At 68.5% G+C, this 22,577-nt stretch carries 25 protein-coding genes and 1 pseudogene; 13 read left to right on the top strand and 13 right to left on the bottom strand.

What is annotated here, in order from left to right:
- Window positions 1-3 precede the first annotated feature (3 nt).
- Window positions 4-582: an AAA family ATPase gene (locus tag V2S05_RS00755; protein ID WP_413633355.1), complete on the bottom strand. Its 579-nt coding sequence runs from the start codon at window positions 580-582 to the stop codon at window positions 4-6.
- A gap of 83 nt (window positions 583-665) precedes the next feature.
- On the opposite strand from V2S05_RS00755, the gene V2S05_RS00750 reads away from it, so the two are divergent.
- Window positions 666-1,208 carry a hypothetical protein gene (locus V2S05_RS00750; protein WP_413633354.1) on the top strand — a complete coding sequence of 181 codons (543 nt, stop codon included), beginning with the start codon at window positions 666-668 and terminating at the stop codon, window positions 1,206-1,208.
- Between the two features lie 187 nt (window positions 1,209-1,395).
- Here V2S05_RS00750 and V2S05_RS00745 read toward each other — a convergent pair whose 3' ends face one another.
- The 7 genes and pseudogenes from V2S05_RS00745 to V2S05_RS00715 all read right to left on the bottom strand — a co-directional run bounded on the left by V2S05_RS00745 (window position 1,396) and on the right by V2S05_RS00715 (window position 8,084).
- A complete protein-coding gene (locus tag V2S05_RS00745; protein ID WP_413633352.1) occupies window positions 1,396-1,821 on the bottom strand; it encodes a DUF6301 family protein in 426 nt (141 codons plus the stop codon).
- A 768-nt stretch (window positions 1,822-2,589) separates the two neighbouring features.
- Window positions 2,590-3,312 carry a TetR/AcrR family transcriptional regulator gene (locus V2S05_RS00740; protein WP_413633351.1) on the bottom strand — a complete coding sequence of 241 codons (723 nt, stop codon included), beginning with the start codon at window positions 3,310-3,312 and terminating at the stop codon, window positions 2,590-2,592.
- 34 nt (window positions 3,313-3,346) lie between these two features.
- Entirely contained in the window at window positions 3,347-3,652 is a 306-nt protein-coding gene (locus V2S05_RS00735; protein WP_413635185.1) for a DUF2254 family protein, read from the bottom strand.
- 418 nt (window positions 3,653-4,070) lie between these two features.
- Window positions 4,071-4,379: pseudogene (locus V2S05_RS00730) on the bottom strand (DUF2254 family protein); the annotation flags it as partial.
- A 218-nt stretch (window positions 4,380-4,597) separates the two neighbouring features.
- A complete protein-coding gene (locus V2S05_RS00725; RefSeq protein ID WP_271638189.1) occupies window positions 4,598-5,458 on the bottom strand; it encodes a 3-hydroxyacyl-CoA dehydrogenase in 861 nt (286 codons plus the stop codon).
- A 765-nt stretch (window positions 5,459-6,223) separates the two neighbouring features.
- Window positions 6,224-7,297 carry a redox-regulated ATPase YchF gene (gene ychF / locus V2S05_RS00720; RefSeq protein WP_413633349.1) on the bottom strand — a complete coding sequence of 358 codons (1,074 nt, stop codon included), beginning with the start codon at window positions 7,295-7,297 and terminating at the stop codon, window positions 6,224-6,226.
- Window positions 7,298-7,343: 46 nt separating this feature from the next.
- A complete protein-coding gene (locus V2S05_RS00715) occupies window positions 7,344-8,084 on the bottom strand; it encodes a class I SAM-dependent methyltransferase (protein ID WP_413633347.1) in 741 nt (246 codons plus the stop codon).
- Between the two features lie 60 nt (window positions 8,085-8,144).
- On the opposite strand from V2S05_RS00715, the gene V2S05_RS00710 reads away from it, so the two are divergent.
- Window positions 8,145-8,738 (top strand): 3'-5' exonuclease, encoded by a 594-nt coding sequence (locus tag V2S05_RS00710; protein WP_413633346.1) that lies wholly within the window; start codon window positions 8,145-8,147, stop codon window positions 8,736-8,738.
- A 27-nt stretch (window positions 8,739-8,765) separates the two neighbouring features.
- Complete coding sequence (locus V2S05_RS00705) at window positions 8,766-9,149, top strand: ankyrin repeat domain-containing protein (RefSeq protein WP_271638194.1); 384 nt, start codon at window positions 8,766-8,768, stop codon at window positions 9,147-9,149.
- Between the two features lie 25 nt (window positions 9,150-9,174).
- Here V2S05_RS00705 and V2S05_RS00700 read toward each other — a convergent pair whose 3' ends face one another.
- Together V2S05_RS00700 and glpX are read right to left on the bottom strand one after the other, a co-directional pair.
- Window positions 9,175-9,453, bottom strand: a complete 279-nt coding sequence (locus V2S05_RS00700) for a hypothetical protein (protein ID WP_271638196.1) — start codon at window positions 9,451-9,453, stop codon at window positions 9,175-9,177.
- A gap of 106 nt (window positions 9,454-9,559) precedes the next feature.
- Window positions 9,560-10,546, bottom strand: coding sequence for a class II fructose-bisphosphatase (glpX, locus tag V2S05_RS00695; protein WP_271638198.1), 987 nt, complete (start codon window positions 10,544-10,546; stop codon window positions 9,560-9,562).
- Window positions 10,547-10,728: 182 nt separating this feature from the next.
- On the opposite strand from glpX, the gene fbaA reads away from it, so the two are divergent.
- Window positions 10,729-11,757 carry a class II fructose-bisphosphate aldolase gene (fbaA, locus tag V2S05_RS00690; RefSeq protein WP_413633343.1) on the top strand — a complete coding sequence of 343 codons (1,029 nt, stop codon included), beginning with the start codon at window positions 10,729-10,731 and terminating at the stop codon, window positions 11,755-11,757.
- A gap of 100 nt (window positions 11,758-11,857) precedes the next feature.
- On the opposite strand, the gene V2S05_RS00685 is transcribed toward fbaA, so the two are convergent.
- Genes V2S05_RS00685 through V2S05_RS00675 form a run of 3 tightly spaced genes read right to left on the bottom strand, consistent with a single transcriptional unit; the run spans window position 11,858 to window position 14,703 of the window.
- On the bottom strand, window positions 11,858-13,111 hold the full coding sequence (locus tag V2S05_RS00685) for a hypothetical protein (protein ID WP_413633341.1): 1,254 nt from the start codon (window positions 13,109-13,111) through the stop codon (window positions 11,858-11,860).
- A gap of 9 nt (window positions 13,112-13,120) precedes the next feature.
- Complete coding sequence (locus tag V2S05_RS00680; RefSeq protein WP_413633339.1) at window positions 13,121-13,663, bottom strand: DUF6264 family protein; 543 nt, start codon at window positions 13,661-13,663, stop codon at window positions 13,121-13,123.
- Window positions 13,660-14,703: a 4-hydroxy-3-methylbut-2-enyl diphosphate reductase gene (locus V2S05_RS00675; RefSeq protein ID WP_413635184.1), complete on the bottom strand. Its 1,044-nt coding sequence runs from the start codon at window positions 14,701-14,703 to the stop codon at window positions 13,660-13,662. The genes V2S05_RS00680 and V2S05_RS00675 overlap by 4 nt, the downstream gene beginning before the upstream one ends.
- A 277-nt stretch (window positions 14,704-14,980) precedes the next feature.
- On the opposite strand from V2S05_RS00675, the gene xseA reads away from it, so the two are divergent.
- From xseA to V2S05_RS00630, 9 genes are all read left to right on the top strand, one after another.
- On the top strand, window positions 14,981-16,258 hold the full coding sequence (gene xseA / locus V2S05_RS00670; protein WP_413633338.1) for an exodeoxyribonuclease VII large subunit: 1,278 nt from the start codon (window positions 14,981-14,983) through the stop codon (window positions 16,256-16,258).
- Between the two features lie 206 nt (window positions 16,259-16,464).
- Window positions 16,465-16,695 (top strand): exodeoxyribonuclease VII small subunit, encoded by a 231-nt coding sequence (locus tag V2S05_RS00665; protein WP_271638205.1) that lies wholly within the window; start codon window positions 16,465-16,467, stop codon window positions 16,693-16,695.
- Entirely contained in the window at window positions 16,692-17,333 is a 642-nt protein-coding gene (locus V2S05_RS00660) for a DUF4245 family protein (protein ID WP_413633337.1), read from the top strand. The genes V2S05_RS00665 and V2S05_RS00660 overlap by 4 nt, the downstream gene beginning before the upstream one ends.
- A complete protein-coding gene (locus tag V2S05_RS00655) occupies window positions 17,330-18,004 on the top strand; it encodes a carbonic anhydrase (RefSeq protein ID WP_271638209.1) in 675 nt (224 codons plus the stop codon). The genes V2S05_RS00660 and V2S05_RS00655 overlap by 4 nt, the downstream gene beginning before the upstream one ends.
- Window positions 18,001-19,395: a class II fumarate hydratase gene (locus V2S05_RS00650; protein ID WP_413633335.1), complete on the top strand. Its 1,395-nt coding sequence runs from the start codon at window positions 18,001-18,003 to the stop codon at window positions 19,393-19,395. The genes V2S05_RS00655 and V2S05_RS00650 overlap by 4 nt, the downstream gene beginning before the upstream one ends.
- A gap of 386 nt (window positions 19,396-19,781) precedes the next feature.
- Window positions 19,782-20,621, top strand: a complete 840-nt coding sequence (locus V2S05_RS00645) for a DUF559 domain-containing protein (RefSeq protein ID WP_413633334.1) — start codon at window positions 19,782-19,784, stop codon at window positions 20,619-20,621.
- A gap of 55 nt (window positions 20,622-20,676) precedes the next feature.
- Entirely contained in the window at window positions 20,677-21,237 is a 561-nt protein-coding gene (locus tag V2S05_RS00640; protein WP_413633333.1) for a hypothetical protein, read from the top strand.
- Window positions 21,238-21,485: 248 nt separating this feature from the next.
- Window positions 21,486-22,055: a hypothetical protein gene (locus tag V2S05_RS00635; RefSeq protein WP_413633332.1), complete on the top strand. Its 570-nt coding sequence runs from the start codon at window positions 21,486-21,488 to the stop codon at window positions 22,053-22,055.
- Between the two features lie 251 nt (window positions 22,056-22,306).
- Entirely contained in the window at window positions 22,307-22,558 is a 252-nt protein-coding gene (locus V2S05_RS00630; RefSeq protein WP_413633331.1) for a hypothetical protein, read from the top strand.
- Window positions 22,559-22,577 lie beyond the last annotated feature (19 nt).

Raw genomic sequence — 22,577 nt, 5'->3', positions numbered from 1 at the left:
CTCTCACCGACCGCTCCCCATTTTGTTGAGGCAGGAGACGAGCGCGCGGGCGACCTCATCCGCCGTTCGTGCTGTCGTGTCTAACTCCAAGACCTCATCTGACCACACCGCGTAATCGGCACGACGCCGCTGAACGTCCGCCCACGTCGGCTCGCCGACATGGGCGAGACCACGGTCCCTGTTGCGAAGCCGCTGCATGTGCGTTCTTGCGTCCGTGATCACGAGGTGCACGAAGTCGAGCCGCGCGCCCGTCCGCGATGCCGCAGTCCGCCAGGTCTGCCGAGCCACTTCACTATCGTTCACCGCATCGACCACGACGCTGCGACCGAGTTGCAGATTCAATTCCGCCATCGCGCGAGTCGCCTCGTACGCGGCTACGCCGACTTGCCGGCTCGCGGGCAGTCCGCAAGAGAGCATCGACTCCTCCACCGCGTCGATGGACAGGTGAATGGAGCCCCCGAGTGCAGCAGCGATCTCAGCGACACTGGTCTTCCCGACCCCCGGAAGACCAGAGATCACGACTAGATGACCACTCACGCGATCCGCAATCCGGCATTGTCTGTGATCGTCCGCAATCTTCACCTCCGGGTCGTGGCTGCAGTCCAGCCTACGGTGATGCGTTTCGTCTCGCGGAGACCCGCACTGAGCGAGCGAAGCGAGACGAAGTGTCGCTCGACGACCGGGTTGGCTCAGACGTTGAAGCCGAACTCCACCGGGTTACGTCACCGTCAGCGGTGTGCACGGTGGCGGTCGAACGCGGAAAGATGGAGAGCATGTGCGCCACCAATCTGTGGGCGATCAACGCCGCAGCCTTCACTTCGGAATTCCAGCGATTCACCGAGGACGAGCTGGGCGTGCCTCCCCTGCGGACCACCATGCGCATAGCCTCTGGTCGAGTGCGGGGCTCGTCGGCAGTATTCACACTGACCCGCCGGATGTGCGACTGCGACAGTCTCATCGGGCGTCGCAACGACCCACCGGTGCAAGAGGAGATCGACGCCGACGCGTGGCTCGGGTGGTTGCGCGAGATGCCGGACCACGTCACGAACGTCTCGCGCATCGCAGTACTCCGCGCGTGGAGCCCTGAGGACGACGATGTCGTGCCCTCCCACGCTCGAGGTGTCGGAGTGGGAGACCTCACCGAGGACGTGCTCCGCGACATCCGCGACGACAGTCTGCTGACTATCGACTACCCGCGGATGGCCTGAGCCCAGGCCACTTCCAAGCGCCGTTCAGCTTTTTGAAGGGGGACTCCACCACGTCTTGGACAGAACGCACGTCTGAGACCATCAGTCTTGTGCAGACTTGACCGCGCGTGAAGGATCGTGGGTGTCTTGATGACGATGCCAGCCAAACTGGTTTCGCTGGGCGGGACTATCCTTCCCGCCCGGATGGTCACGAATGGCACGCGGCAGTTGTGTCGTGAACTCCTCCCAGCCCAGTCCCGCCTGCTGCACGCTCACGCGGCCCACTCCTTGTTCGCCTTCCGCAGGTCGACCTCGGGTTGAGTGAGGTCCCGTCGACGTACTCGGCGAAGCGGTCGGCGATGAATCGAGCAAAGTCGTCGGTGATGTGCTTCTCGTGATCGGTGAGGGTCAGCATGATCCTCTTCACGGGGTCATCTGCCGGTCCGATGCCCTCGACGTCGGGAAAGCTCAGTCCAAAGCGATCGTTGGACACCCAGCCGTCCTGGTCCTGGGTCCAGGCGATCCCGCTGGACAACTCCGCGGCCTCCCGCTCGGTCATCGGCCAGTTCGCGTCCACCCAGAACTGCAGCATGTCTAGCGCTTCATCGACCGGAATCGACTGCCAGATGCTCATCATTTTCCTTCCGTCGCAGTCGGCAGGTCCAACCTGTCCGGATCGAGTCGGAGCTTGGTGACCCCGATGGAGCCGTCCGGTTTTGCCGGGACGACATCGTCTCGCACTTCATCATCACACGTCACGATCGAGCGAACGTTCGGTCCCTCGTGGCATCCTTGCCCGGCGTGGCGAGTACTTGTCGCATGGCCGCTGCGTCCGACCCAGAAGTTCCTCGTGTGGATCACCCTGTTCCAGATCGGCAGCGCGGTCAGCCGAACCTTCCGCTAGCGCGCAGCCGCGGCGAATTGCCTGCGGGTGGCACATGAATCTGGCGCCCGGAGCTCCCTGTAGGAAATGCAGGCACTCGAACCAGACGTTGAGGCGGAACGCGACTAGACGTTGAAGCGGAACTCCACCACGTTCGATAGCCGAATAACCTCTGACGTAGATTGACTCCATGAGTGCTGAGCCTCGCCGGGCCGCCGTCTACCTGCGGATCTCTCAGGATCGCGAGAACCGTCGCCTGGGTGTGGACCGCCACGGGGAGGACGCCGAGGCGCTCATCAAGGCTATAGGATGGACTCCAGCAGGGGTCTACGAGGACAACGACATCTCCGGCAGTGGAGTTCTCCGATGGCGCCATCGCCCCCGCCCTGCTGGGCGAGGACCTGTCCGTGGGGCCCTACACGACCGCGGCGGGCACGCGCATGCCGGCCGCGCGGTGGGCAATCGCGGCGGCGCCCGCCGTTACCAGCGGCGGCCCGAACGGCCCGGACGGCTTCCGGGTCACCGGGCGGCGCCCACCCCCGCCACCACGAGGTCGATGAGCCGGCGGAGCACAACATCGACGTCCTGGCCGTCGATGCGCCCCTGCCGGGAGCGGTTGAGCTCGGCCAGCACCCCGGCGACGATGAGCCGGGCGCCGGTTGTCGCAGCCGCACCGGGCTCCTCGCCGGCAGTGCCTGTCACACCGTCCCGCGCCGCTCCGATCGCACCGGAAGCGTCGGCCCGGCCGTCCTGCAGGCGCGCGGCGATCTGCTCTTCTAGGCGATCGACGTGGTCGAGGACCCGCCGGCGATGCGGCATGTCCGCACCGAAGAGGATCTCGCGGGCGACCCACGTCGCAAGCTCGGACCACCGCCGCATCGCGGTGACGAGCGGCGAGATCAGCTCCGCGATCCGGTCCGCGGTCTCCCCGCCCGCCGTCGCGACGCCGGGCGCGACGAACGCAGAGAGCGAAGGGGTGGTCGTCCCGCGCTCATGGGCTCCCCAGAGCGCATCGACGACCATCATGAGCAGCTCGACCTTCGTCGCCGCGTACTGGAAGACAGTGCCCTCGGCCACATCCGCCGCGCGCGCGACCTCGCTCATCGAGGTCCGCTCGAAACCGCGCTCCTCGAAGAGCGCGCGCGCCGCGGCGAGGATGCGGGCGCTCTTCTCCGCCTTCGCCCGCTCGCGCCTGCCCAGCGTCGCCGAGGGCGCCAGCTCCGTGTCATCCCGAGTTTCCATGCGGCAATTGTAGTCGACTCAATTCTGAGTACACTCAATATCGCGCCGGGTGATCGGCATCCGGCGCGCGACGGGAAGAGCGCCCGCAGCCGCCGCTGGATCTGGACGCTCCCGGTCCCGTACTGGCGGATCTCGTCGGTGGCCGCGGCCACGTAGCCGGCCCAGCTGCGCGTCCAGTCGCGCAGCACCGACGCGTCGGGGTGGGCGGCAGGAGCGCCTCGCGCTTCGCGATGTCCGAGGCGAGTTCGGCGAGGAGGTCCTCGATCTCGTCGAGCGCCTGGACGGCGCGGCTGCGGTCGTTGACCGCGGGCGAGAGCGCCTTGAGCGCGATGTCGACCATGGCGCGGATCGCGCCGAAGTGCCCGCTGACGGGCGAGAGCGCGTCGCGAACGCCAGCGCCGATTCGAGCGCGCGGCACTGGGCCCGGCCCACCGGCGCCGAGGTCCGCAAAAGGATCCCGCCGCTCGGCGCGGGAGTGCCCAGGCTGGGCACGAGCTCGATGCGCATGCCCCACGGGTCCTCGCAGTCGAGCAGGCGCGGGATGTTGACGGCGAGCACGCCCCCCCCCGGGGCGCGGCGGCGCCGGCGCACCGAGCGGCCGCCGGCGACGGTGCCGGTGGCGAGCTCCGCAACGCGGGTGTGGAAGCGGGCCGGGTCGTAGCGGGTGGAGTCGCGGCGACCGCGATGAACTTGGCGCCGCAGCCCACGGTGATGTCCACCGCCACGACGGTCGAGTCCCAGGGGCGGTAGGCGTCCCCGCCCACTGCGATCGAGAGCGCGATGAGAAGCGCATAGGCGAACGTGCCCACGAAGCAACCCAGCCCCCACTGGATGACGCGATCGGCCTGGAAGACCGGCGAGATGCGCACGGACAGGGCGGTGACGCCCAGGCTCATGTCGGCTGTCAGCGCGCTGAAGACGAGGCCGGCCAAGGTGACCATGGCCCCGGAGATGATGCCCAGCAGCGACCCCGCGTCGACCTGCGGGTAATGCAGCGGCGGCGCGAGCGCGGTCGGGGCAGGCAGCACGGCGCCGAGGGCGAGGGCGAGCAGGGGGATGCCCCGCATCGTGGGCACGCGGACGTGGCGCACATGGCCGCCCATTCGCGGCGGTCGGCGGCTGTCTCCCGGCGGGCCGGGCCCGCCTCGGAATCGCCGTCCCTCAGCGCTGCACAGACACGGAACTCCTAGCGACCGGGCCGCCCGGCGGCGCGCCCGCCGCACCCATGGCGCGGCAGGTCGAGCCTACCGAGCGCGGCCCACCTCCACCACAGAGCGGGCGGGGCTCAGCCCTGCGGGTCGTCGTAGAAGCCGCCGCCCGCGCCGGCGCCCATGCGGCCGCGGTCGATGTAGTGCTCCTTGAGCCAGGCGGCGAGGCGCTGGCTGTGCTCATCGCCGCTCGACAGGATGTTGTAGGCGGTGCCGAGGCCCACGATGTCGTAGATCTGGAACGGTCCCATGGGCGCGCCCGTGGCGATCCGCCAGACGTTGTCGACGTCCTCTGGCTGTGCGTAGCCGCCCGCCGCCAGGTCGAGGGCCGCATTGAGGAAAGGCACGAGCAGCGAGTTGAGCACGTAGCCGGGGCGCTCCTTGAGCACGGGAATGGGCACCATACCGATGGCGCGGGCGAACTCCACGACCGTGTCGAAAACCGCGGGGTTCGTCTCCGCTGTGCCCATGACCTCGGCGGTGTTGAACTTCCAGATCTGGTTGGCGAAGTGCAGGGCGAGGAAGCGGTCGGGCCGCCCCGTGAAGTCCTTCATGTCGCTGGGCAACAGGGTCGAGGAGTTCGTCGCGAAGATCGTGTGCTCGGGGGCGAGCGCCGCGAGCTTCTCGTATGTCTCGCGCTTTATGTCGAGGCGCTCCGGGACGGCCTCGATGATGAGATCGGCATTCCCCGCGGCCTGCGCGAGGTCCGTCGTCATCGCCAGGCGCTCGAGCGCTGCCTGCGTGCTGGCCTCGGTGGCGCCCTCGACCTCGGCCCGGTAGGCGGTGACGAGCGCGTCCAGGCGCTTGCGGCCGGCGCTCAGGGCCTCGTCGCCGATGTCGTAGACGGTGACGTCGAAGCCGGAGTAGGCGGTCTGGTAGGCGATCTGGGCGCCGAGCACTCCGGCGCCCAGCACGGTGACGCGGGCGATGTCGCTCATGATGTTCCTCCTCGATGGGCCGCCGGGGCGGCAGCCGCGCAACCTGCGCGCCTATTTTTGAGCTTACTCATTTTTCCGCGCACGGCAAGGGCGCGGCCTGGCGCCCGCTCCCCTCGCGTCCGGGGCTACTTCCGCAACGCGCAGCGCGCGGCGCGCGGCGCACGAGCGCGGCGACGAACCGCGCCCGGTCGGCAGGGGCGACCAGCGCGGCCAGCGCCTCGGGCTCGGCTGGCAGCCCCGCCCGGCGCGTGCCCTCGAGCGCCTGGCATCGAAGACCGGCGGGAGGGACCAGATCCCCTGGAGCTCGCGCAGGAAGATCTGCGCCCCGGCGGGCCCGATGCCGGGAAAGGCGCGCAGCAGACGGCTCAGGGCCGCGGGCTCCGCGTGCCCCGCTGGACGCAGCCGGCGCAGGTCACCGCCGTAGTCCGCGAGTAGCTGCTCTGGCCTGCGGCCCAGGCGGGTCGCAGTGCTCTCGTCGTAGCGGCCGTAGCCGGCGCGGCGACGCGTCGAGGCGCGCATGGGCGCCGGGGGTGGTGAGGCCGGCGTCCCACAGCTCACGCGCGGCGGCCACCGCGATGTCCGCCCCGTCGTGGTCCCTTCGAAGTGGAGCAGGTCCATCGGAACCTTAGCTATGGCCACCGACAACGAGAGACGTGTTCGGGCCGCAGAAGGCATCTATGGACCTATCGCCAGACGTTGGATCGGAGCACTCAGACCCCTTGCCCGCAGGGCCCAAGCAACACAACCCCTGGCCAGGCCGGCTCCCTAGACGTTGAAGCGGAACTCCACCACGTCGCCGTCCTGCATGACGTAATCCTTGCCCTCGAGGCGGGCCTTCCCCTTCGCACGCGCTTCTGCGACCGAACCCGTCGCGACGAGATCCTCGAACGAGATGACCTCGGCCTTGATGAAGCCCTTCTCGAAGTCGGTGTGGATCACGCCTGCCGCCTGCGGCGCCTTCGCGCCCTGCGGGATGGTCCAGGCGCGCGACTCCTTGGGGCCGGCGGTGAGATAAGTCTGCAGACCGAGCGTCGCGAAGCCGATGCGGGCGAGCTGGTCGAGACCCGATTCGGTCTGACCGGTGGCCTCCAGCAGCTCCTGCGCGTCCTCCGGGTCCAGCCCGATCAGCTCCGACTCGATCTTCGCGTCGAGGAACACGGCCTGCGCGGGCGCGACAAGAGCCTGCAGCTCTGCCTTCCGCTCCTCGTCGGTGAGCACCGATTCGTCGACGTTGAACACGTAGATGTACGGCTTCGCCGTCAGCAGACCGAGCTCCTTGATCGGCGACAGGTCGATGCCCGCCGTCGAGAGCAGCTGACCGCGCTCGAGGGCATCCTTCGCTGCGTTCGCGGCATCCAGAACCGACGGGTCGGTCTTCTTCTGCTTCACTTCCTTCTCGAAGCGCGGCAGCGCCTTCTCGATCGTCTGCAGATCGGCGAGCATGAGCTCGGCGTTGATGGTCTCCATGTCGCCCTTGGGGTCGACGGTTCCCTCGACATGCACGACGTCATCGTCGACGAAGCCGCGCACGACCTGCGCGATCGCGTCGGCCTCGCGGATGTTGGCGAGGAACTGGTTGCCGAGCCCCTCCCCCTCGCTCGCGCCGCGCACGATGCCGGCGATGTCGACGAACGACACGGTGGCGGGCAGGATGCGCTCGCTGCCGAAGATCCCGGCCAGCACCTGCAGGCGCGGATCGGGCAGGTTCACCACGCCGATGTTCGGCTCGATCGTCGCGAACGGGTAGTTCGCTGCGAGCACGTCGTTCTTGGTCAGCGCGTTGAAGAGGGTGGACTTGCCGACGTTGGGCAGGCCGACGATTCCGATAGTAAGAGCCACGGGATACGAGTCTACCGGCGGGGACGCCGCCGCAGAGTCGGTGGGATCAGCCGCGCAGCGCCCGGAATGCCCAGGTCACGTACGGCACGTCGATGCTCGACTCCTCATCCAGCCCCAGTTCGTCGAACAGGTCGTCCATCCCCCGCCGGATGCTCGCCCGCTCACTCTCCGATGCGGTGATGAGGTGGCTGCGCGACGCAGCCATCCGGTGCAGCTGGGCACGCGTCATCGGCCGCCGCCACTCCCACCGCTCGCCCTCCAGCGAGCCGAACGGCGGTGCGACGGTGGGACCGCCGGCGTCGAGCATCTCTTCCGCGGCGCTCGCGCGCATGATCGCCGTGAGCCGGCGCACCCAGTCGACGCGGCCGTCGCGTGCGTTCCAGATCAGCCCCAGCGTCCCACCCGGGCGCACCACCCGCCCGATCTCCGCGGACGCGGTGACGGGGTCGGCCCAGTGCCACGCCTGCCCCAGCACGACCGCGTCGACACTGGCATCCGGAAGCGGCAGCGCCTCCGCTGTGCCGAGGAACATCGGCACGCCCGGCACCTGCTCACGCAGCTTCGCGAGCATGGTGGCATCCGGATCGATGGCGACGACCTCCGCGTCGCGCGCCTCGACGACCACCCGGGTGAGTTTGCCGGTGCCCGCGCCGACATCCGCGAGACGACGCGACCCCTCGGGCATGCACTCGAGCATCCACGCGACCGCCTCGAAGGGATAGTCCGGTCGAGCCGCCTCGTAACTGTCGGCCTCGGCGCCGAAGGATGTCGCTCGCGAATCGCCCATGTTCGTCAGCCTACGGCGAGCCTGCCGGGCGGCGTCCGGATGCCGCGGGATGGTGGATCCGTGCCACTGGACTTCACTGCGATCGATTTCGAGACGGCGAACTCCAGTCCCGCCTCCGCTTGCTCCGTCGGGCTCGTCCGCGTCCGCGACAGCGCGGTGGTCGCGCAGACCGGATGGCTTATCCGTCCGCCGATGGGTCACGACGACTTCAACGAGTGGAACATCCGGATCCACGGCATCCATCCGCACCACGTCATCGGTGCCGCGACGTGGGCGGAGCAGCTCGACCGCCTCTGCGATTTCGCGGGAGATGACGTGCTCGTCGCGCACAACGCCGGATTCGACCTGAACGTGCTGCGTCGCGCCTGTGAGGCCACCGGCCTCGCCGCGCCGCCGTACCGCTCACTGTGCTCGCTCGCCGTGGCCCGCAAGACCTACACGCTGGACTCGTACCGACTGCCGCTCGCGGCCGCTGCGGCCGGTTTCGGCGAGTTCGCGCACCACGACGCTCTCGCCGACGCCCGTGCGTGCGCGCAGATCGTCATCGACGCCGCCCGTCGTGCAGCGGTGCGCGATGTCGCGGCACTCGGCGCCGCCCTGGGCGTGGCTCTCTCGGCCCCGCTCGTGTGTGAGCTCGAGCCCGCTGTGGCCTGACCTGGCGACATCCGAGACAATGGTCAGGTGACGAACGGACTGAGCCTCGAAGTCATCGAGGGCACTTTCGACCTCGCCCGCCAGGGTCGCACCGAACCCCTGGGCGAGATGATCGACGCCGGTGTGCCCGTCGACGTGCGCAATCCACGTCAGGACACCCTGCTCATCGTCGCCGCCTACGCCGAGCACGTCGAGACGGTCGGTGAGCTGATCGCACGGGGCGCCGACCTGGACGCCGTCAACGCGAACGGGCAGACCGCGGTCTCGTGCGCCGTGTTCCGCCGCAACGAGCCGCTGCTGCGGCTGCTGCTCGATGCCGGTGCCGATCAGGATGCCGGTGGGCACAGCGCGAAGCAGATCGCCGACCAGTTCGGCCTCGGCGACATGCGCGCCGTCCTCGACTCCTACTGAGAGGCCCGAGTGAGCGCTCGGCGACTCACGCGCCGCCCGGCACCCACGACAGCAGCGCGATGACGACGCTGGAGGTCGCGAGGAACGCGCCGATGAACCACCACGAGCTCAGCTCGTGTCCCTCTTCGCGCCGAACCCGGAAGAGCACGTCCGCACGGCGTGCTGGATCGAATCCGGGCTGCACCGCGGCCTTGGCCTGCTGAGCGGCCATGATCTGCTCCTCGGTGACACGGAGGATGCGGCCGGTCGGGGTGGTGATGTGCGCGGCGCGGCTCGGACTCGCAGACGTCTCGTTCAACGGCATCCCGAGCACTCCTCTTCATGACCATGGCGGCGCGCTGGTCACGCCGTACACGTCTATTCTGCCAGCCTCTGCTGGGAATGCCGGGATGCGAGGTCGGATGCCAGGGTCAGAGCCACTTCGAGACGAGGTGGTCCGACACGATGCGACGCAGTGTGCCCGACGCGCCACGCAGCACGACGCTCTCGGTGTAGAGGTAGTTTCCCTCACGCCGCACGCCCCGCACGAGCTGACCATCGGTGACGCCGGTCGCGACGAAGATCGTGTTGTTCCCCTGCACGAGGTCGTCGGCCTCGTACACCTTGTCGAAATCGAGCCCCGCGTCGATCCCGCGCTGGCGCTCGTCGTCGTCGCGCGGCCAGAGCACGCCCTGGATGTGACCGCCGAGCGCCTTGATCGCGCAGGCGGTGACGATCCCCTCGGGGCTGCCGCCGATGCCGACGCACATGTCAGTGCGGGCGTCGTGGCGCGCGGCGTTGATGCCGCCGGCGACGTCGCCGTCGCTCATCAGGCGGGTGCCGGCCCCGGCCTCGCGGATCTCGGCGATGAGCTTCTCGTGACGTGGGCGGTTCAGCACCGAGACGACGAGCTCGTCGACCGGCTTGCCGAGGGCCTTCGCGAGGCGACGCACGTTCTCGCCGATGGGCTTGCGGATGTCGACCACGCCGACTCCGGCCGGCCCGGTGACGAGCTTGTCCATGTAGAAGACGCTCGACGCGTCGAGCATCGAGCCGCGATCGGAGACCGCCAGCACGGAGAGAGCGTTCTGGCGTCCTTCCGCAGTCAGCGTCGTGCCGTCGATCGGATCGACGGCGATGTCGCACTCGGGGCCTCGACCGGTGCCGACCACCTCGCCGTTGAACAGCATGGGAGCGTTGTCCTTCTCGCCCTCGCCGATGACGACCCGGCCCTGGAAGTCGACCGTTCCGAGGAAGGCGCGCATCGCGTCGACGGCAGCGCCGTCCGCAGCCTCCTTCGCGCCGCGGCCGATGAACGGCACGGCACGGATGGCCGCCGCCTCGGTGGCGCGTACGAGCTCCATCGCGAGGTTGCGGTCGGGACGGAGGGGGCTGAGATCTGCTGTGAGGCTCACCATGCCGGTCAGCCTAGTGACGAAGCAGGATGGAAATCGGGACTTTTCACGATATGAAGGCGAAGAAAACGCACTTCTTGCCACCTGATAAAGATTCGCGCCCGGGCGGGCGTAACCACGCGGATATCCGCACCCCTGCGGGCTAAAGTGAGCATGCACCCCGACCGACAGAAGCAGGAGAACTCATGCCCGTAGCCACTCCGGAACAGTACGCAGAGATGCTCGACCGCGCGAAGGCCGGTGGCTTCGCGTATCCCGCTTTCAACGTCTCGAGCTCGCAGACGATCAACGCCGTTCTGCAGGGTCTCACCGAGGCAGGCTCCGACGGCATCATCCAGGTGACCACGGGCGGGGCCGACTATTTCGCGGGCCACACCGTGAAGGCTCGCGCCACCGGCGCCCTCGCTTTCGCGCGCTACGCGACCGAGGTCGCCAAGAACTACCCCGTGACCGTCGCCCTGCACACCGACCACTGCCCGAAGGATGCGCTCGGCGGGTTCGTCGAGCCGCTGATCGCGGCATCCGAGGAAGAGGTGAAGGCGGGCCGCAACCCGATCTTCCAGTCGCACATGTGGGACGGCTCGGCTGTGCCGCTCGACGAGAACATCGAGATCGCCAAGGAGCTTCTGCCCCGTATGAAGGCGATCAACGCCATTCTCGAGGTCGAGATCGGCGTCGTCGGCGGCGAAGAGGACGGTGTCGCCCACGAGGGTTCGAACGACGCCCTCTACACCACCTTCGCCGACGTCGACCAGGCGATCCAGGCCCTCGGCCTCGGCGAGCAGGGCCGCTACATCGCCGCCCTCACCTTCGGCAACGTGCACGGCGTCTACAAGCCGGGCGGCGTGAAGCTGCGCCCCGAGCTGCTGGGCGAGATCCAAGCCGAGGTCGCCGCGAAGTACAACACGGGTCCGAAGCCGCTCGACCTCGTCTTCCACGGCGGCTCCGGATCCAGCGACGAGGAGATCGCCCTGGCGGTCGCCAACGGCGTGATCAAGATGAACATCGACACCGACACCCAGTACGCGTACACGCGGGCGATCGCCGACTACATGTTCAAGAACTACGACGGCGTGCTCAAGGTCGACGGCGAGGTCGGAAACAAGAAGCAGTACGACCCGCGCGCCTGGGGCAAGATCGCCGAGTCGGCGATGGCCGCTCGCGTCGTCGAGTCGACCCGTCAGCTCGGCTCGTACGGTCAGTCGAAGAGCTGACCACAGCCCGAGAGCTGAGCGCTCTCTGACACGGAAGAGGGATGCCCTGACCGCTTGGCGGTCCGGGCATCCCTCTTGTCGTCGACGCAGCGGTCGCGGCTCAGTGCCCGCGAGCGCGGCTGCGACGCACCCAGATCGCCAGATCGATGATCGCGTCGCAGACCATCAGCACGCCGATTCCTCTCGTAGCCGCCGAACGCGACCGCCCGGCAGCGACTCCGGCGGTGAACTCCGCGACACTGATCGCCGCGCCGAGCGCCGGCCTCTCCCGCAGGAATCGCGCGGCCCGCGCGAGCGGACGCTCACGACGGGTCAGTGCCGTGAGTTCGGCGACGCCGCCGACTGCGAGGTCGATCACCGTTCGGGGCCAGCCACGGGGCGCGTACCGCTGCCCGGCTCCGTTCCCGTCGATACCGGCGGCGACGAGTGATGCCGGCACGCCGAACGCGGCGACGAAGGCTCCGATGCGCTCGAGCTCGCCGACCGTCCCGCCGAGCGCCTCCGGTGCACATGCCCGCACCGCCGCATCGATGTCGAGCGCGACGCCCAGGCGCAGTCCGCGCAGCTCGTCGCCGGTGCCGTCGGCCTCGAGAAGCATGCGCCGGTAGACCTCGGCGCTCTGCGGCACCGCGATGGTGTCGACATCGAGCAGCGGCTGCGTGAACCGCTCGATGTTCGGCCAGAACATCCCCGTGCCTCCGTCGGCGGTGACCTCGATCCACGCCTCCCCATGCTCGGGGAGGTTCACCTCGATGATCGGATTGTCGGCGCGGCCGCTCGTGACCGCCAGATGCGTGCCGCCGGTAGCGTAGCGGTACAGCGACCAGGTCTCCGTCTCGACGTATTCGACATCGGCGCCGGTGATCTGCGCGGTGATGCGCGCACCCCACGGCCCGCGCCGCGAGAACTCCGCAACCGTGACCGGCTGCACGGCGAAGCCGTCGTCGTCGACGCTGTCGGGCATCCCGAACCCGCCGAGGTCCTCCGAAGCCGCTGCAGGGTCGTCGAGCTGCTCGAACGCGGCGCCGAACTGCTCATCGAGCTCTTGATCGACCTCCTCGAGAGCATCGTCGGAGGCGCCGAGATGCAGCGTCAGCCCGGCATCGTCGAACTTCTGCTGCAGAGCGAGAGCAGACAGATCGAACCGCAGCCGGTCATCCGCATCGAGCGAGACCACAGCGCCGCTCTCGGTGACGGGGATCAGGAAGACCGCTTCACCGCCGTCGGACCCGCGGGATGCTGCGAGCACGCGCTCTGCCCGCAGCAGCTCGGACGCGACCGCTGTCGGATCCTCGCCTTCCGCGGACTCGACGAGGGCATAGCTGACGTGGAACGCGATCTGCTCTTCTGACACCCCTCGAGGCTACCCGGCGGGTGCGTTGAGCAGTCCGGCGGTGAATGCCGGATCGCCCAGCATCACGACCGAGATGCATCCCGACACCAACGACATCGTGATGACGAAGCCGATCAGCGGGATCCACCACGCGACTCTGCCGCGCTTCATCTGCCGGAACGACAGCCATGCGGTGGCCGCGTAACCGACGAGCAGAACCACCACGGCGATCACGCCCCACGTGCGCGCAGCCGCGAAATTGCTGAACTCTCCCTCGAGCCCGAGCAGCGACATCGACTCGGACAGCGTGGTCGACATGTTCACGAACTGCGGAATCGACGACAGGACGTTCACGAGCCCGAAGCCCAGCAGCACCAGCGTCACGAGCCGGCCGACCGGGTGCGCCGGGGTGCCCTGCGGCGCAGGTCGAGCGCCGCGGCCATGCGCTCGGGCTGGGGCTGGCGACGGTGCTGCGGCCGGCGCCGGATCGGCGATCAGAGGGGGCAGACCTGCACGCGCACGCTGCTCTTCAGGCGAGGCATACTCACCGTACTGCGGCCGATCGACGCTCATGCGCGCGAGACCCGACCTCCGAGAGCGCGCTCGTCGCGCTTGCCCGAGTTGTCCTGGCGCAGCTCCTTGGGCAGCGAGAACATGAGGTCCTCCTCCGCGGTGCGCACCTCTTCGATGTCTGCGTAGCCGGCCTCGTCGAGGGCGTCGAGAACCTCGCGCACGAGCACCTCGGGCACCGAGGCCCCGCTGGTCACGCCGACCGTGCGCACCCCGTCGAGCCACTCCTGACGCACCTCGTCGGCGTAGTCGACGCGGTACGCGGCCTTCGCTCCGTACTCGAGGGCGACCTCGACCAGGCGCACGCTGTTCGACGAGTTCGCCGAGCCGACGACGATGACGAGATCGGCATCCTTCGCCACCTTCTTGATCGCCACCTGACGGTTCTGCGTGGCGTAGCAGATGTCATCCGACGGCGGGTTCTGCAGTTCGGGGAATCGCGTGCGCAGCCGGTTCACCGTCTCCATCGTCTCGTCGACGGACAGCGTCGTCTGCGAGAGCCACACGACCTTGCTCGGGTCCTTCACCACCACGGTGTCGGCCTCGTCGGGCGAGTTGACGATGGTGACACGCTCGGGCGCGTGACCCGCGGTGCCCTCGACCTCTTCATGCCCTTCGTGACCGATCAGCAGGATCTCGAAGTCATCCCTCGCGAAGCGCACGGCCTCGCGGTGCACCTTGGTGACGAGCGGGCACGTGGCGTCGATCGCGTGCAACCCGCGATCCGCAGCGCCCTGCACGACCGCCGGCGAGACGCCGTGCGCGCTGAAGACGACGTGCGCGCCCTCGGGCACCTCATCGACCTCCTCGACGAAGATGGCACCCTTCCGCTCGAGCTCGGTCACCACGTGGATGTTGTGCACGATCTGCTTGCGCACGTAGACGGGGGCGCCGTAGCGCTCGAGCGCCTTCTCGACGGCCACGACAGCGCGGTCGACTCCCGCGCAGTAGCCACGGGGGGCGGCCAGCAGCACGCGCTTCTCACCGTCGACCGGACGGTTCTCGAGGCGCGCACGCTCGGCGGCGCGACGACGGGTCGGGATGTGCGGCAGAGGCAGCGAGACAGTGGTTGAGCTCACCCCGCCAGTCTACCGACGCCACCTGTTCACGGGCCGGGAGCGGGCGGGGGCTGCGCGACCCAGTCGGCCGCGCCGCTCCGGGTGCCGCCGCACCTCGAGGGCCGCGCCACCCTGGGGGCCGACACTCCAGATGTCGGACGGATTCGCGGGATCCGTCCGACATCTGGAGTGTCGGCCCCCGGAATGCAACGCCGGGGCCGGTCTCGGTCGCCGCGTCGGCGGCATCCGGAAGAATGGTCGGGTGACCGTCTTCGAAGCCACTGCGATCCCCGGCGAGCCGCCGCCCGCCGACTCGGTCGCGCCGCGCGACTCGCGACCGGATGCCCCCACCTCGGTCGCCCGGCTGAACGGCACGATCCGCGATTTCATCGCCCGCTGGAACACCGTCTGGGTGGAAGGCGAGATCACCTCGTGGAACCTGCGGGGCGGCAACGTCTTCGCGCGCCTGAAGGACAACCGCTCCGATGCGCAGATCTCGATCCGCGTCTGGTCGAGCGTGCGCCCGCGCATCCCCGCCGACCTCGCCGTGGGCGACCACGTCGTCGCGGCCGTCAAGGCCGACTACTTCGTCAAGGGCGGCGACTTCAGCTTCATCGTCTCGGCGATGAAGCACGTCGGTCTCGGCGATCAGCTCGAGAAGCTCGAGAAGCTGCGGGCGCAGCTGCGACAGGAGGGCCTGTTCGACTCCGCGCGCAAGAAGCCGCTGCCGTTCCTGCCGCACTGCATCGGTCTGATCACGGGCGAGCGGTCGGATGCTGAGAAGGACGTGCACCGCAACGCCGAGCTGCGCTGGCCGCAGGTGCATTTCCGCACCGAGCACGTCGCCGTGCAGGGAGACCGCTGCGTTCCCGAGGTGCTCGCGGCGCTGCAGCGCCTGGATGCCGATCCCGACGTCGACGTGATCGTCATCGCGCGCGGCGGCGGCGACCCGCAGACCCTGCTCGGCTTCAGCGACGAGCGGCTCGTGCGCGCCGTGGCCGCCTCGTCGACCCCGGTCGTCAGCGCGATCGGGCACGAGAACGATCACCCGCTGCTCGACGACGTCGCCGATCTGCGCGCCTCGACCCCGACGGATGCCGCGAAGCGGATCGTTCCGGATGTCGGCGAGCAGCGCGCGATCGTCGCGCAGCTGCGGGCCAGAGCCACGACACGCCTCACTCAGAGGATCTCGCACGACATCGCGCAGCTCGAGCAGCTGCGCTCGCGCCCGGTGCTGCGCTCGCCCGATCCGATCATCGACGACCGCGCCCAGGAGGTGTGGCTGCTGGCATCCCGCGGCCGGGACACCGTCACCAGGGCGCTGGATGCCGCTCAGCGCTCCACCGCCGAGCTGCGCGCCTCCCTGCGCGCCCTCTCCCCCGCCGCCACCCTTGCGCGCGGCTATGCGATCGTGCACCTCGACGACGGGCGCATCCTCAGCGACGCCGCCGACGCTCCCGTCGGCACCGCGCTCACGGTGGCGGTCGACCGCGGCTCGCTGCGCGCGGTGTCCGAGGGTGAGACGCCCGAGGCCGGCTGACCAGTTCCCGGCACCCGCCTTCGGCATTCGACCGGGCTCCGGGTCCGTCCCGGCATCCGGCCCCGGCATTCCGGATACGTTCTGGGGGCCGACACTCCAGATGTCGGACGCTTTCCGGGGATGCGTCCGACATCTGGAGTGTCGGCCCCCTTTCCGCCGCGGCATCACCGGATCGGCGATGTCCGACACGCCGGTAAGATGGGGGCGTGACTGCCCCCAGCGACTCCCCTGTCGAAGAACTGTCGTTCGAGGCCGCACGCGATGAACTCGTGCGCGTGGTCGCCGAGCTCGAGCAGGGCTCGCCCACGCTCGAGCACTCCCTGGCTCTGTGGGAGCGCGGCGAGGCGCTGGCCGCCCGTTGCGAGGAGTGGCTTCTCGGCGCGAAGCGCCGGCTCGATGCCGCCCGCGACGCGGCATCCGGCGGAGCGGGCGAATGAGCCGGGAACCGCGGGTCGTCGCAGGTCTCGGGCGACCCGAGACCGCGCAGGAGACCGCCGACCGCAAGGCGGAGGCCAGCCGCGTCTACCGCTCGAGCCAGACGTTCCGCAACCTCATCGCCGCGCTGATCGTGACGGTCGCAGTGGTCGCGATCGTGGTGCTGGGAGTTCCTCGCGGCGAGGTTCCCGACCGCCCGGCGATCGACGTCGCCGCGATCGCCGCAGACGTCGAGACGTCGATGCAACGGCCCGCACTCGTCGTCGAGGCCGACGACTACTGGCGGGTCAACGAGGCCGCCCTCTCGGGTGGCAGCACCCGTGTCTGGACGATCACGCTCGCCCCCGCCGCCGACGACGCGCGCGGATTCGTCCGCGTGGCGCAGGCGTTCGACGCCGACGTGACCTGGGCACCGCAGGTTCTCGACGGCATGGCCCCCAACGGCACGACGACGATCGCCGGTCGCGAGTGGGACGAGTTCGACCTGCGCGGTCGCGGCTCCGCCAACATCTCCTACGCCATCGGGACCCAGGCCGGGCCCGACTACGTCCTGCTGTACGGCTCGCAGTCGCCCGAGGCGACGGCCGAGCTGGCAGAGACCCTGTCCGCACAGATCGACGACCTCGAGGAGGCCGAATGACCGCAACGCTCACCCCCGCTGAGGCATGGCGGGAGATGCTCGACGGCAACAGGCGATTCGTCGCCGGCACGCCCGCGCATCCTCACCAGGACGTCTCCAAGCGCCATGAGCTGGCCGAAGGCCAGGCGCCCATCGCGACTCTGTTCGGATGCTCGGACTCGCGTCTCGCCGCCGAGATCATCTTCGACAAGGGCCTGGGCGACCTGTTCGTCGTCCGCAACGCGGGGCAGGTCATCGGCGAGTCGATCGTCGCCAGCCTGGAGTATGCCGTCGGCATCCTGAACGTGCCGCTGATCGTCGTGCTGGCGCACGACTCGTGCGGAGCGGTGCGCGCAGCGATCGACGGCACCGCCATCGACTCGGCCCCGCTTCCGGCCGGCATCTGGAAGCTCATCGCACCGATCGTCCCGGCAGCGCGCAAGGTGCTCGCCGAGACCGGCGGCACGACGCCCGCCGACATCGACGCCGAACTGGTCGGTCGCGAGCACCTGCGCAACACCGTCGCAGACCTGCTGCACTCGTCCGAGATGATCAGCAACGCCGTCGCCGACGGCCGGCTGGGCATCGTGGGCGCGAACTACCGCCTCGCAGAGGGCACCGCGGTGCCCGTCGTCACTGTGGGCATCGACACCGAGGGGCACATCCCCGCTTCTGAGGAGGGATCGGCATGACCGACATCGAGTACCGCATCGAACACGACACCATGGGCGAGGTGCGCGTGCCTGCCACTGCGCTGTACAGCGCGCAGACCCAGCGCGCCGTCGAGAACTTCCCCATCTCGGGCAAGGGCCTCGAATCGACGCAGATCGCTGCCCTCGCCCGCATCAAGAAGGCCGCGGCGCTCGCCAACAAGGAGCTCGGAACCCTTGACGGCGCAATCGCCGACGCGATCGCCCAGGCTGCCGATGAGGTCGCTTCCGGCAAGCACGACGGCGAGTTCCCCGTCGACACCTACCAGACCGGCTCCGGCACCTCGTCGAACATGAACATGAACGAGGTGCTGGCGAACCTGGCATCCGGAATCCTCGGCTCGGCCGTGCATCCGAACGACCACGTCAACGCATCGCAGTCGTCGAACGACGTGTTCCCGACGTCGGTGCACATCGCCGTCACGCAGGCGCTCATCGACACCCTGATTCCCTCACTCGACCACCTCGCCGTCGCCCTCGAGGCGAAGGCGGAGTCGTGGAAGGACGTCGTGAAGTCGGGGCGCACCCACCTCATGGACGCGACGCCGGTCACCCTCGGCCAGGAGTTCGGCGGCTACGCCCGTCAGATCCGCCTCGGCATCGAGCGCGTGCAGTCGGCTCTCCCCCGCGTGGCGGAGGTGCCCCTCGGCGGCACTGCCGTCGGCACCGGCATCAACACCCCGCTCGGCTTCCCGCAGAAGGTCATCGAGCTGCTCGCTGCCGAGACCGAGCTGCCGATCACCGAGGCGAAGGATCACTTCGAGGCGCAGGCCAACCGCGACGGCCTGGTCGAGACCTCGGGTGCGCTGCGCACGATCGCCGTGTCGCTGACGAAGATCAACAACGACCTGCGCTGGATGGGATCGGGCCCGAACACGGGTCTGGGAGAGCTGCACATCCCCGACCTGCAGCCCGGCTCGTCGATCATGCCCGGCAAGGTCAACCCCGTCGTGCCCGAAGCCGTGCTCATGGTGTGTGCGCGCGTGATCGGCAACGACGCGACGGTCGCATGGGCCGGCGCATCGGGCTCGTTCGAGCTGAACGTGGCGATTCCGGTGATGGGCACGGCGCTGCTCGAGTCGATCCGTCTGCTCTCGAACGCCGTGCGCGTGCTGGCCGACAAGACCATCGACGGCCTGGAGGCCAACGTCGAGCGGGCTGCGGCCTTCGCCGGCATGAGCCCGTCGATCGTCACGCCGCTGAACAAGGTCATCGGCTACGAGGCAGCCGCCAAGATCGCCAAGCACTCGGTCGCCAAGGGCATCACCGTGCGTGACGCGGTCATCGACCTCGGCTACGTCGAGCGCGGTGAGATCTCGGAGGAGGAGCTCGACGCGAAGCTCGACCTCCTGTCGATGACGCACGCGGGCTGAGTCCGCAGGCCTTCGGGTCTTCGGGCGGCGTCGCCAGGGGCTCTTGCCGCCCTACCGGTTACGTTTCGGGGGCTTGCCGCCCTACCGGTTACGTTTCGGGGGCTTGCCGCCCTACCGGTGACGTTTCGGGGGCTTGCCGCCCTACCGGTTACGTTTCGGGGGCGCTTGCCGCCCTACCGGTTACGTTTCGGGGGCGCTTGCCGCCCTACCGGTTACGTTTCGGGGGCCGACACTCCAGATGTCGGACGTTTCGCCATGATTCGTCCGACATTTGGCGTGTCGGCCCCCGTTTCGCATCCGTCCCCAACCGGAGCGGAGAGGCGAGTTGTCCACAACCCCCGCTAAACGGGATCGAGCGCGAACGTCCTGTCGCGGATGCTGGGGACATGTTCGATCCCCATGATCTGCTCACCCGGCTCGGTGGGCTGGCGCACGGCGCCCAGCTTCAGGATTACGGTGTCTCGCGGATGCAACTGAGCAGAGCCGTGCGAGACGGGCGGATCGAGCGGTTGCGTCCTGGCGTGTTCGCGACACACGGAGCCGCCGACGCCGAGCGGGACGCCGCTCGGCACGGGGGCGCACTCACATGCGCTGCAGCGCTGCGGCACCTGGGCGTGTGGGTGATGTCGACGGAGCCGGCACCGCATGTCTGGGTCGGCCGCCGTGGGCGCGTCTATCCGCACTCCGGATGCCGTTGCGTAAGCCACTACTTCCGCACCGGACGCGTGCGCTTCGGAGTCGTCGACGTCGAAACCGCTCTTCTGCATCTCTACCGCTGCGAGGGTGAGGAGTCGTTCTTCGCCTCACTCGAGTCGGCGTTGAAACAGCGCAAGCTCACCCGATCCGCACGCGCACGCGTGCGTGTGGCACTGCCGGCGCACGCGCGATGGCTCGTCGACTTCGCGCGGTCGGATTCAGACAGCGGGCTCGAATCGCTGCTGCGGCTGCGCCTGCATCTGCTGGGGATCGCGCTCGACTGCCAGGTCGTCATCGGCGGTGTCGGACGAGTCGACTTCGTGGTCGACGGGCGTCTCATCATCGAAGCGGACGGGAAGGAGAACCACGACGGCTCGACCATGCGGCATAAGGACCTGGTTCGGGATGCCGCTGCTTCCGCCCTCGGGTACGAGACGCTGCACTTCGACTACGCCCAGATCATCCACGACTGGTCCGCGGTGCAGCGATCCATCATCTCGGCGTTGCAGCGGACGGCTCAGCGAGAATGAACGTGGTTGTGGACAACTTCGACGGGGTCTCGGCGATCCAGGTTAGCGTGGTGCGGTGACGATGACGACCACCCTCGCGCGCACGGGCTCGGCCCTCGCCGCAGCCGGCCTGCTGATCGGGATGCTGTCGGCGTGCACCCCGGAAGCAGAGCCGACTCCAAAGCCCACGAAGTCTGCTGCCTTCGCCTCAGCAAATCTAGACTCCGTCCGGGCCGCAACTGCGGCTGCAGAAGCTACGTACCGCGGATATCTCACCAGCAGCAATGAAGTTGATCTTGCCGCCCCAGAAACGTTCGAGTCCGTTTTTCAGTGGCTAGCGGGTGACGCACTCGCTTCCGCACGCGAAAGCTACAGCGCGATGCGGGCCGATGGATTGACTCTGACCGGCGAGAGCACGTTCGATCGATTCGATCTGGTTTCCCACACCGATGAAGAAGTCGTGGCAGAGCTTTGTGCAGATGTGAGCATGGTGAATCTCACCAATGAGAAGGGCGAATCGGTAATCTCGCCAAACAGGGTTCCGCGCCAGCGGGTTGAGGTTCAGTTTGTTCGGTCCGCGACGCCCAGTGGCCTCGCGATCACCCGGAGTACGGTCGTGCAAGAGAGCTCCTGCTGATGGATACTGTCAGGGCTCTTTCGCTCGCAACTCTTCTGCTGATCCCATTTGCTGATACCCCACCACAATCGGATGGCGGCCTGGAGTCCCTATACCAGAACACAGGCACCAGCGTAGAAGTGCGGGGGCATAGCAGAGCGCCTGGAGCGCCCGGTAGATCAAACGACAGTTCGAATGGGAACCGCATCGACGTGCGACACACGATCGATAACACGCCTCGTCAGCCGACGCCGTTCGAGGAATGCCTTGTGGACTGGGACTCGTACATCGGGTGCTGGAACGTCGTGCCCTCAGACGACACGCCACCCGACGAAGGCGACGAATCGCCCGGTATGCCGCCGATCACCATCACCGACCTTGCGAGCTTCTCTCCGGCGCAGGGCATCGTAGTGGGCGAGCCAGGAAATCTCGGGGTCGTGGGCCTCCCGACGAACTTCGTGACCGAGGCTGCGACGCACGTCCGCTCGGGTCAGCTGTTCGGATTCCCGATCGACGTGCGCTTCACACCGGTTTCCTACACGTTCCACTACGGAGACGGGCAATCGCAGACGACCTCCTCCCCCGGCACCAGCTGGGAGAGCCTCGGCCAAGCGCAGTTCACGCCCACTGACACCAGTCATACCTACGCCGATCGCGGAACCTTCGACGCGAGCGTCGACATCGCCTACACAGCCGAGATCGACCTGGGTGTCGGCTGGTTCCCGGTCGAGGGCCAGCTCGACATCACCGGCCCGGCACAGCAGATCCGCATCTTCGAAGCGCACACCGCGCTGGTCGCTCGCACGTGCGCTGAGCAGCCTTCCGCCCCCGGCTGCTGACCCGAGCATCGCCTCGAGCCATCGAGTTCGCCGACGCGCTCGCCTCAGCTTGAAGCTCGCCCCCCAACCGAGGCCGACGATTGCGGCGCGAGGCGTGCGCGGCCGAGAGGATGCGCCGTCGAGACCGTGCCCCGTCGAGACCGGGCGATTTCGAGAGCCGACGATGCCGAGATCGTGCGAACCCGAAAGCGTGCCGTCGTCGAGCCCGCGGAGCCGGAAGCGTGCGTCGCCGAGTTCACGACGCGGTGAGCGTGCTCCGCCGAGAGCCCGCGATGCCGACCGCCGGCTTCACCGGCCACGCGGGTTTCATGCTCGACGTATCCCGGCATCCGGCATCCGGCATCCGGCATCCGGCATCCGGCATCCGGCATCCGGCATCCGGCATCCGGCATCCGGCATCCGACCTTCCGCCAACGCGATGCGAATCGGGGGTCGACACTCCAGATGTCGGACGGATTCGCGAGAAACGTCCGTCATCTGGCGTGTCGGCCCCCGAAACGTAACGGAAGCGACGGCCGGAAG

Origin of the sequence: Microbacterium sp. OR16, assembly GCF_047306725.1 — a bacterium.
Classification (GTDB): Bacteria; Actinomycetota; Actinomycetes; order Actinomycetales; family Microbacteriaceae; genus Microbacterium.
The sequence above is the reverse complement of the archived record's forward strand: the minus strand, read 5'-3'. Positions and strand labels throughout refer to the sequence as shown.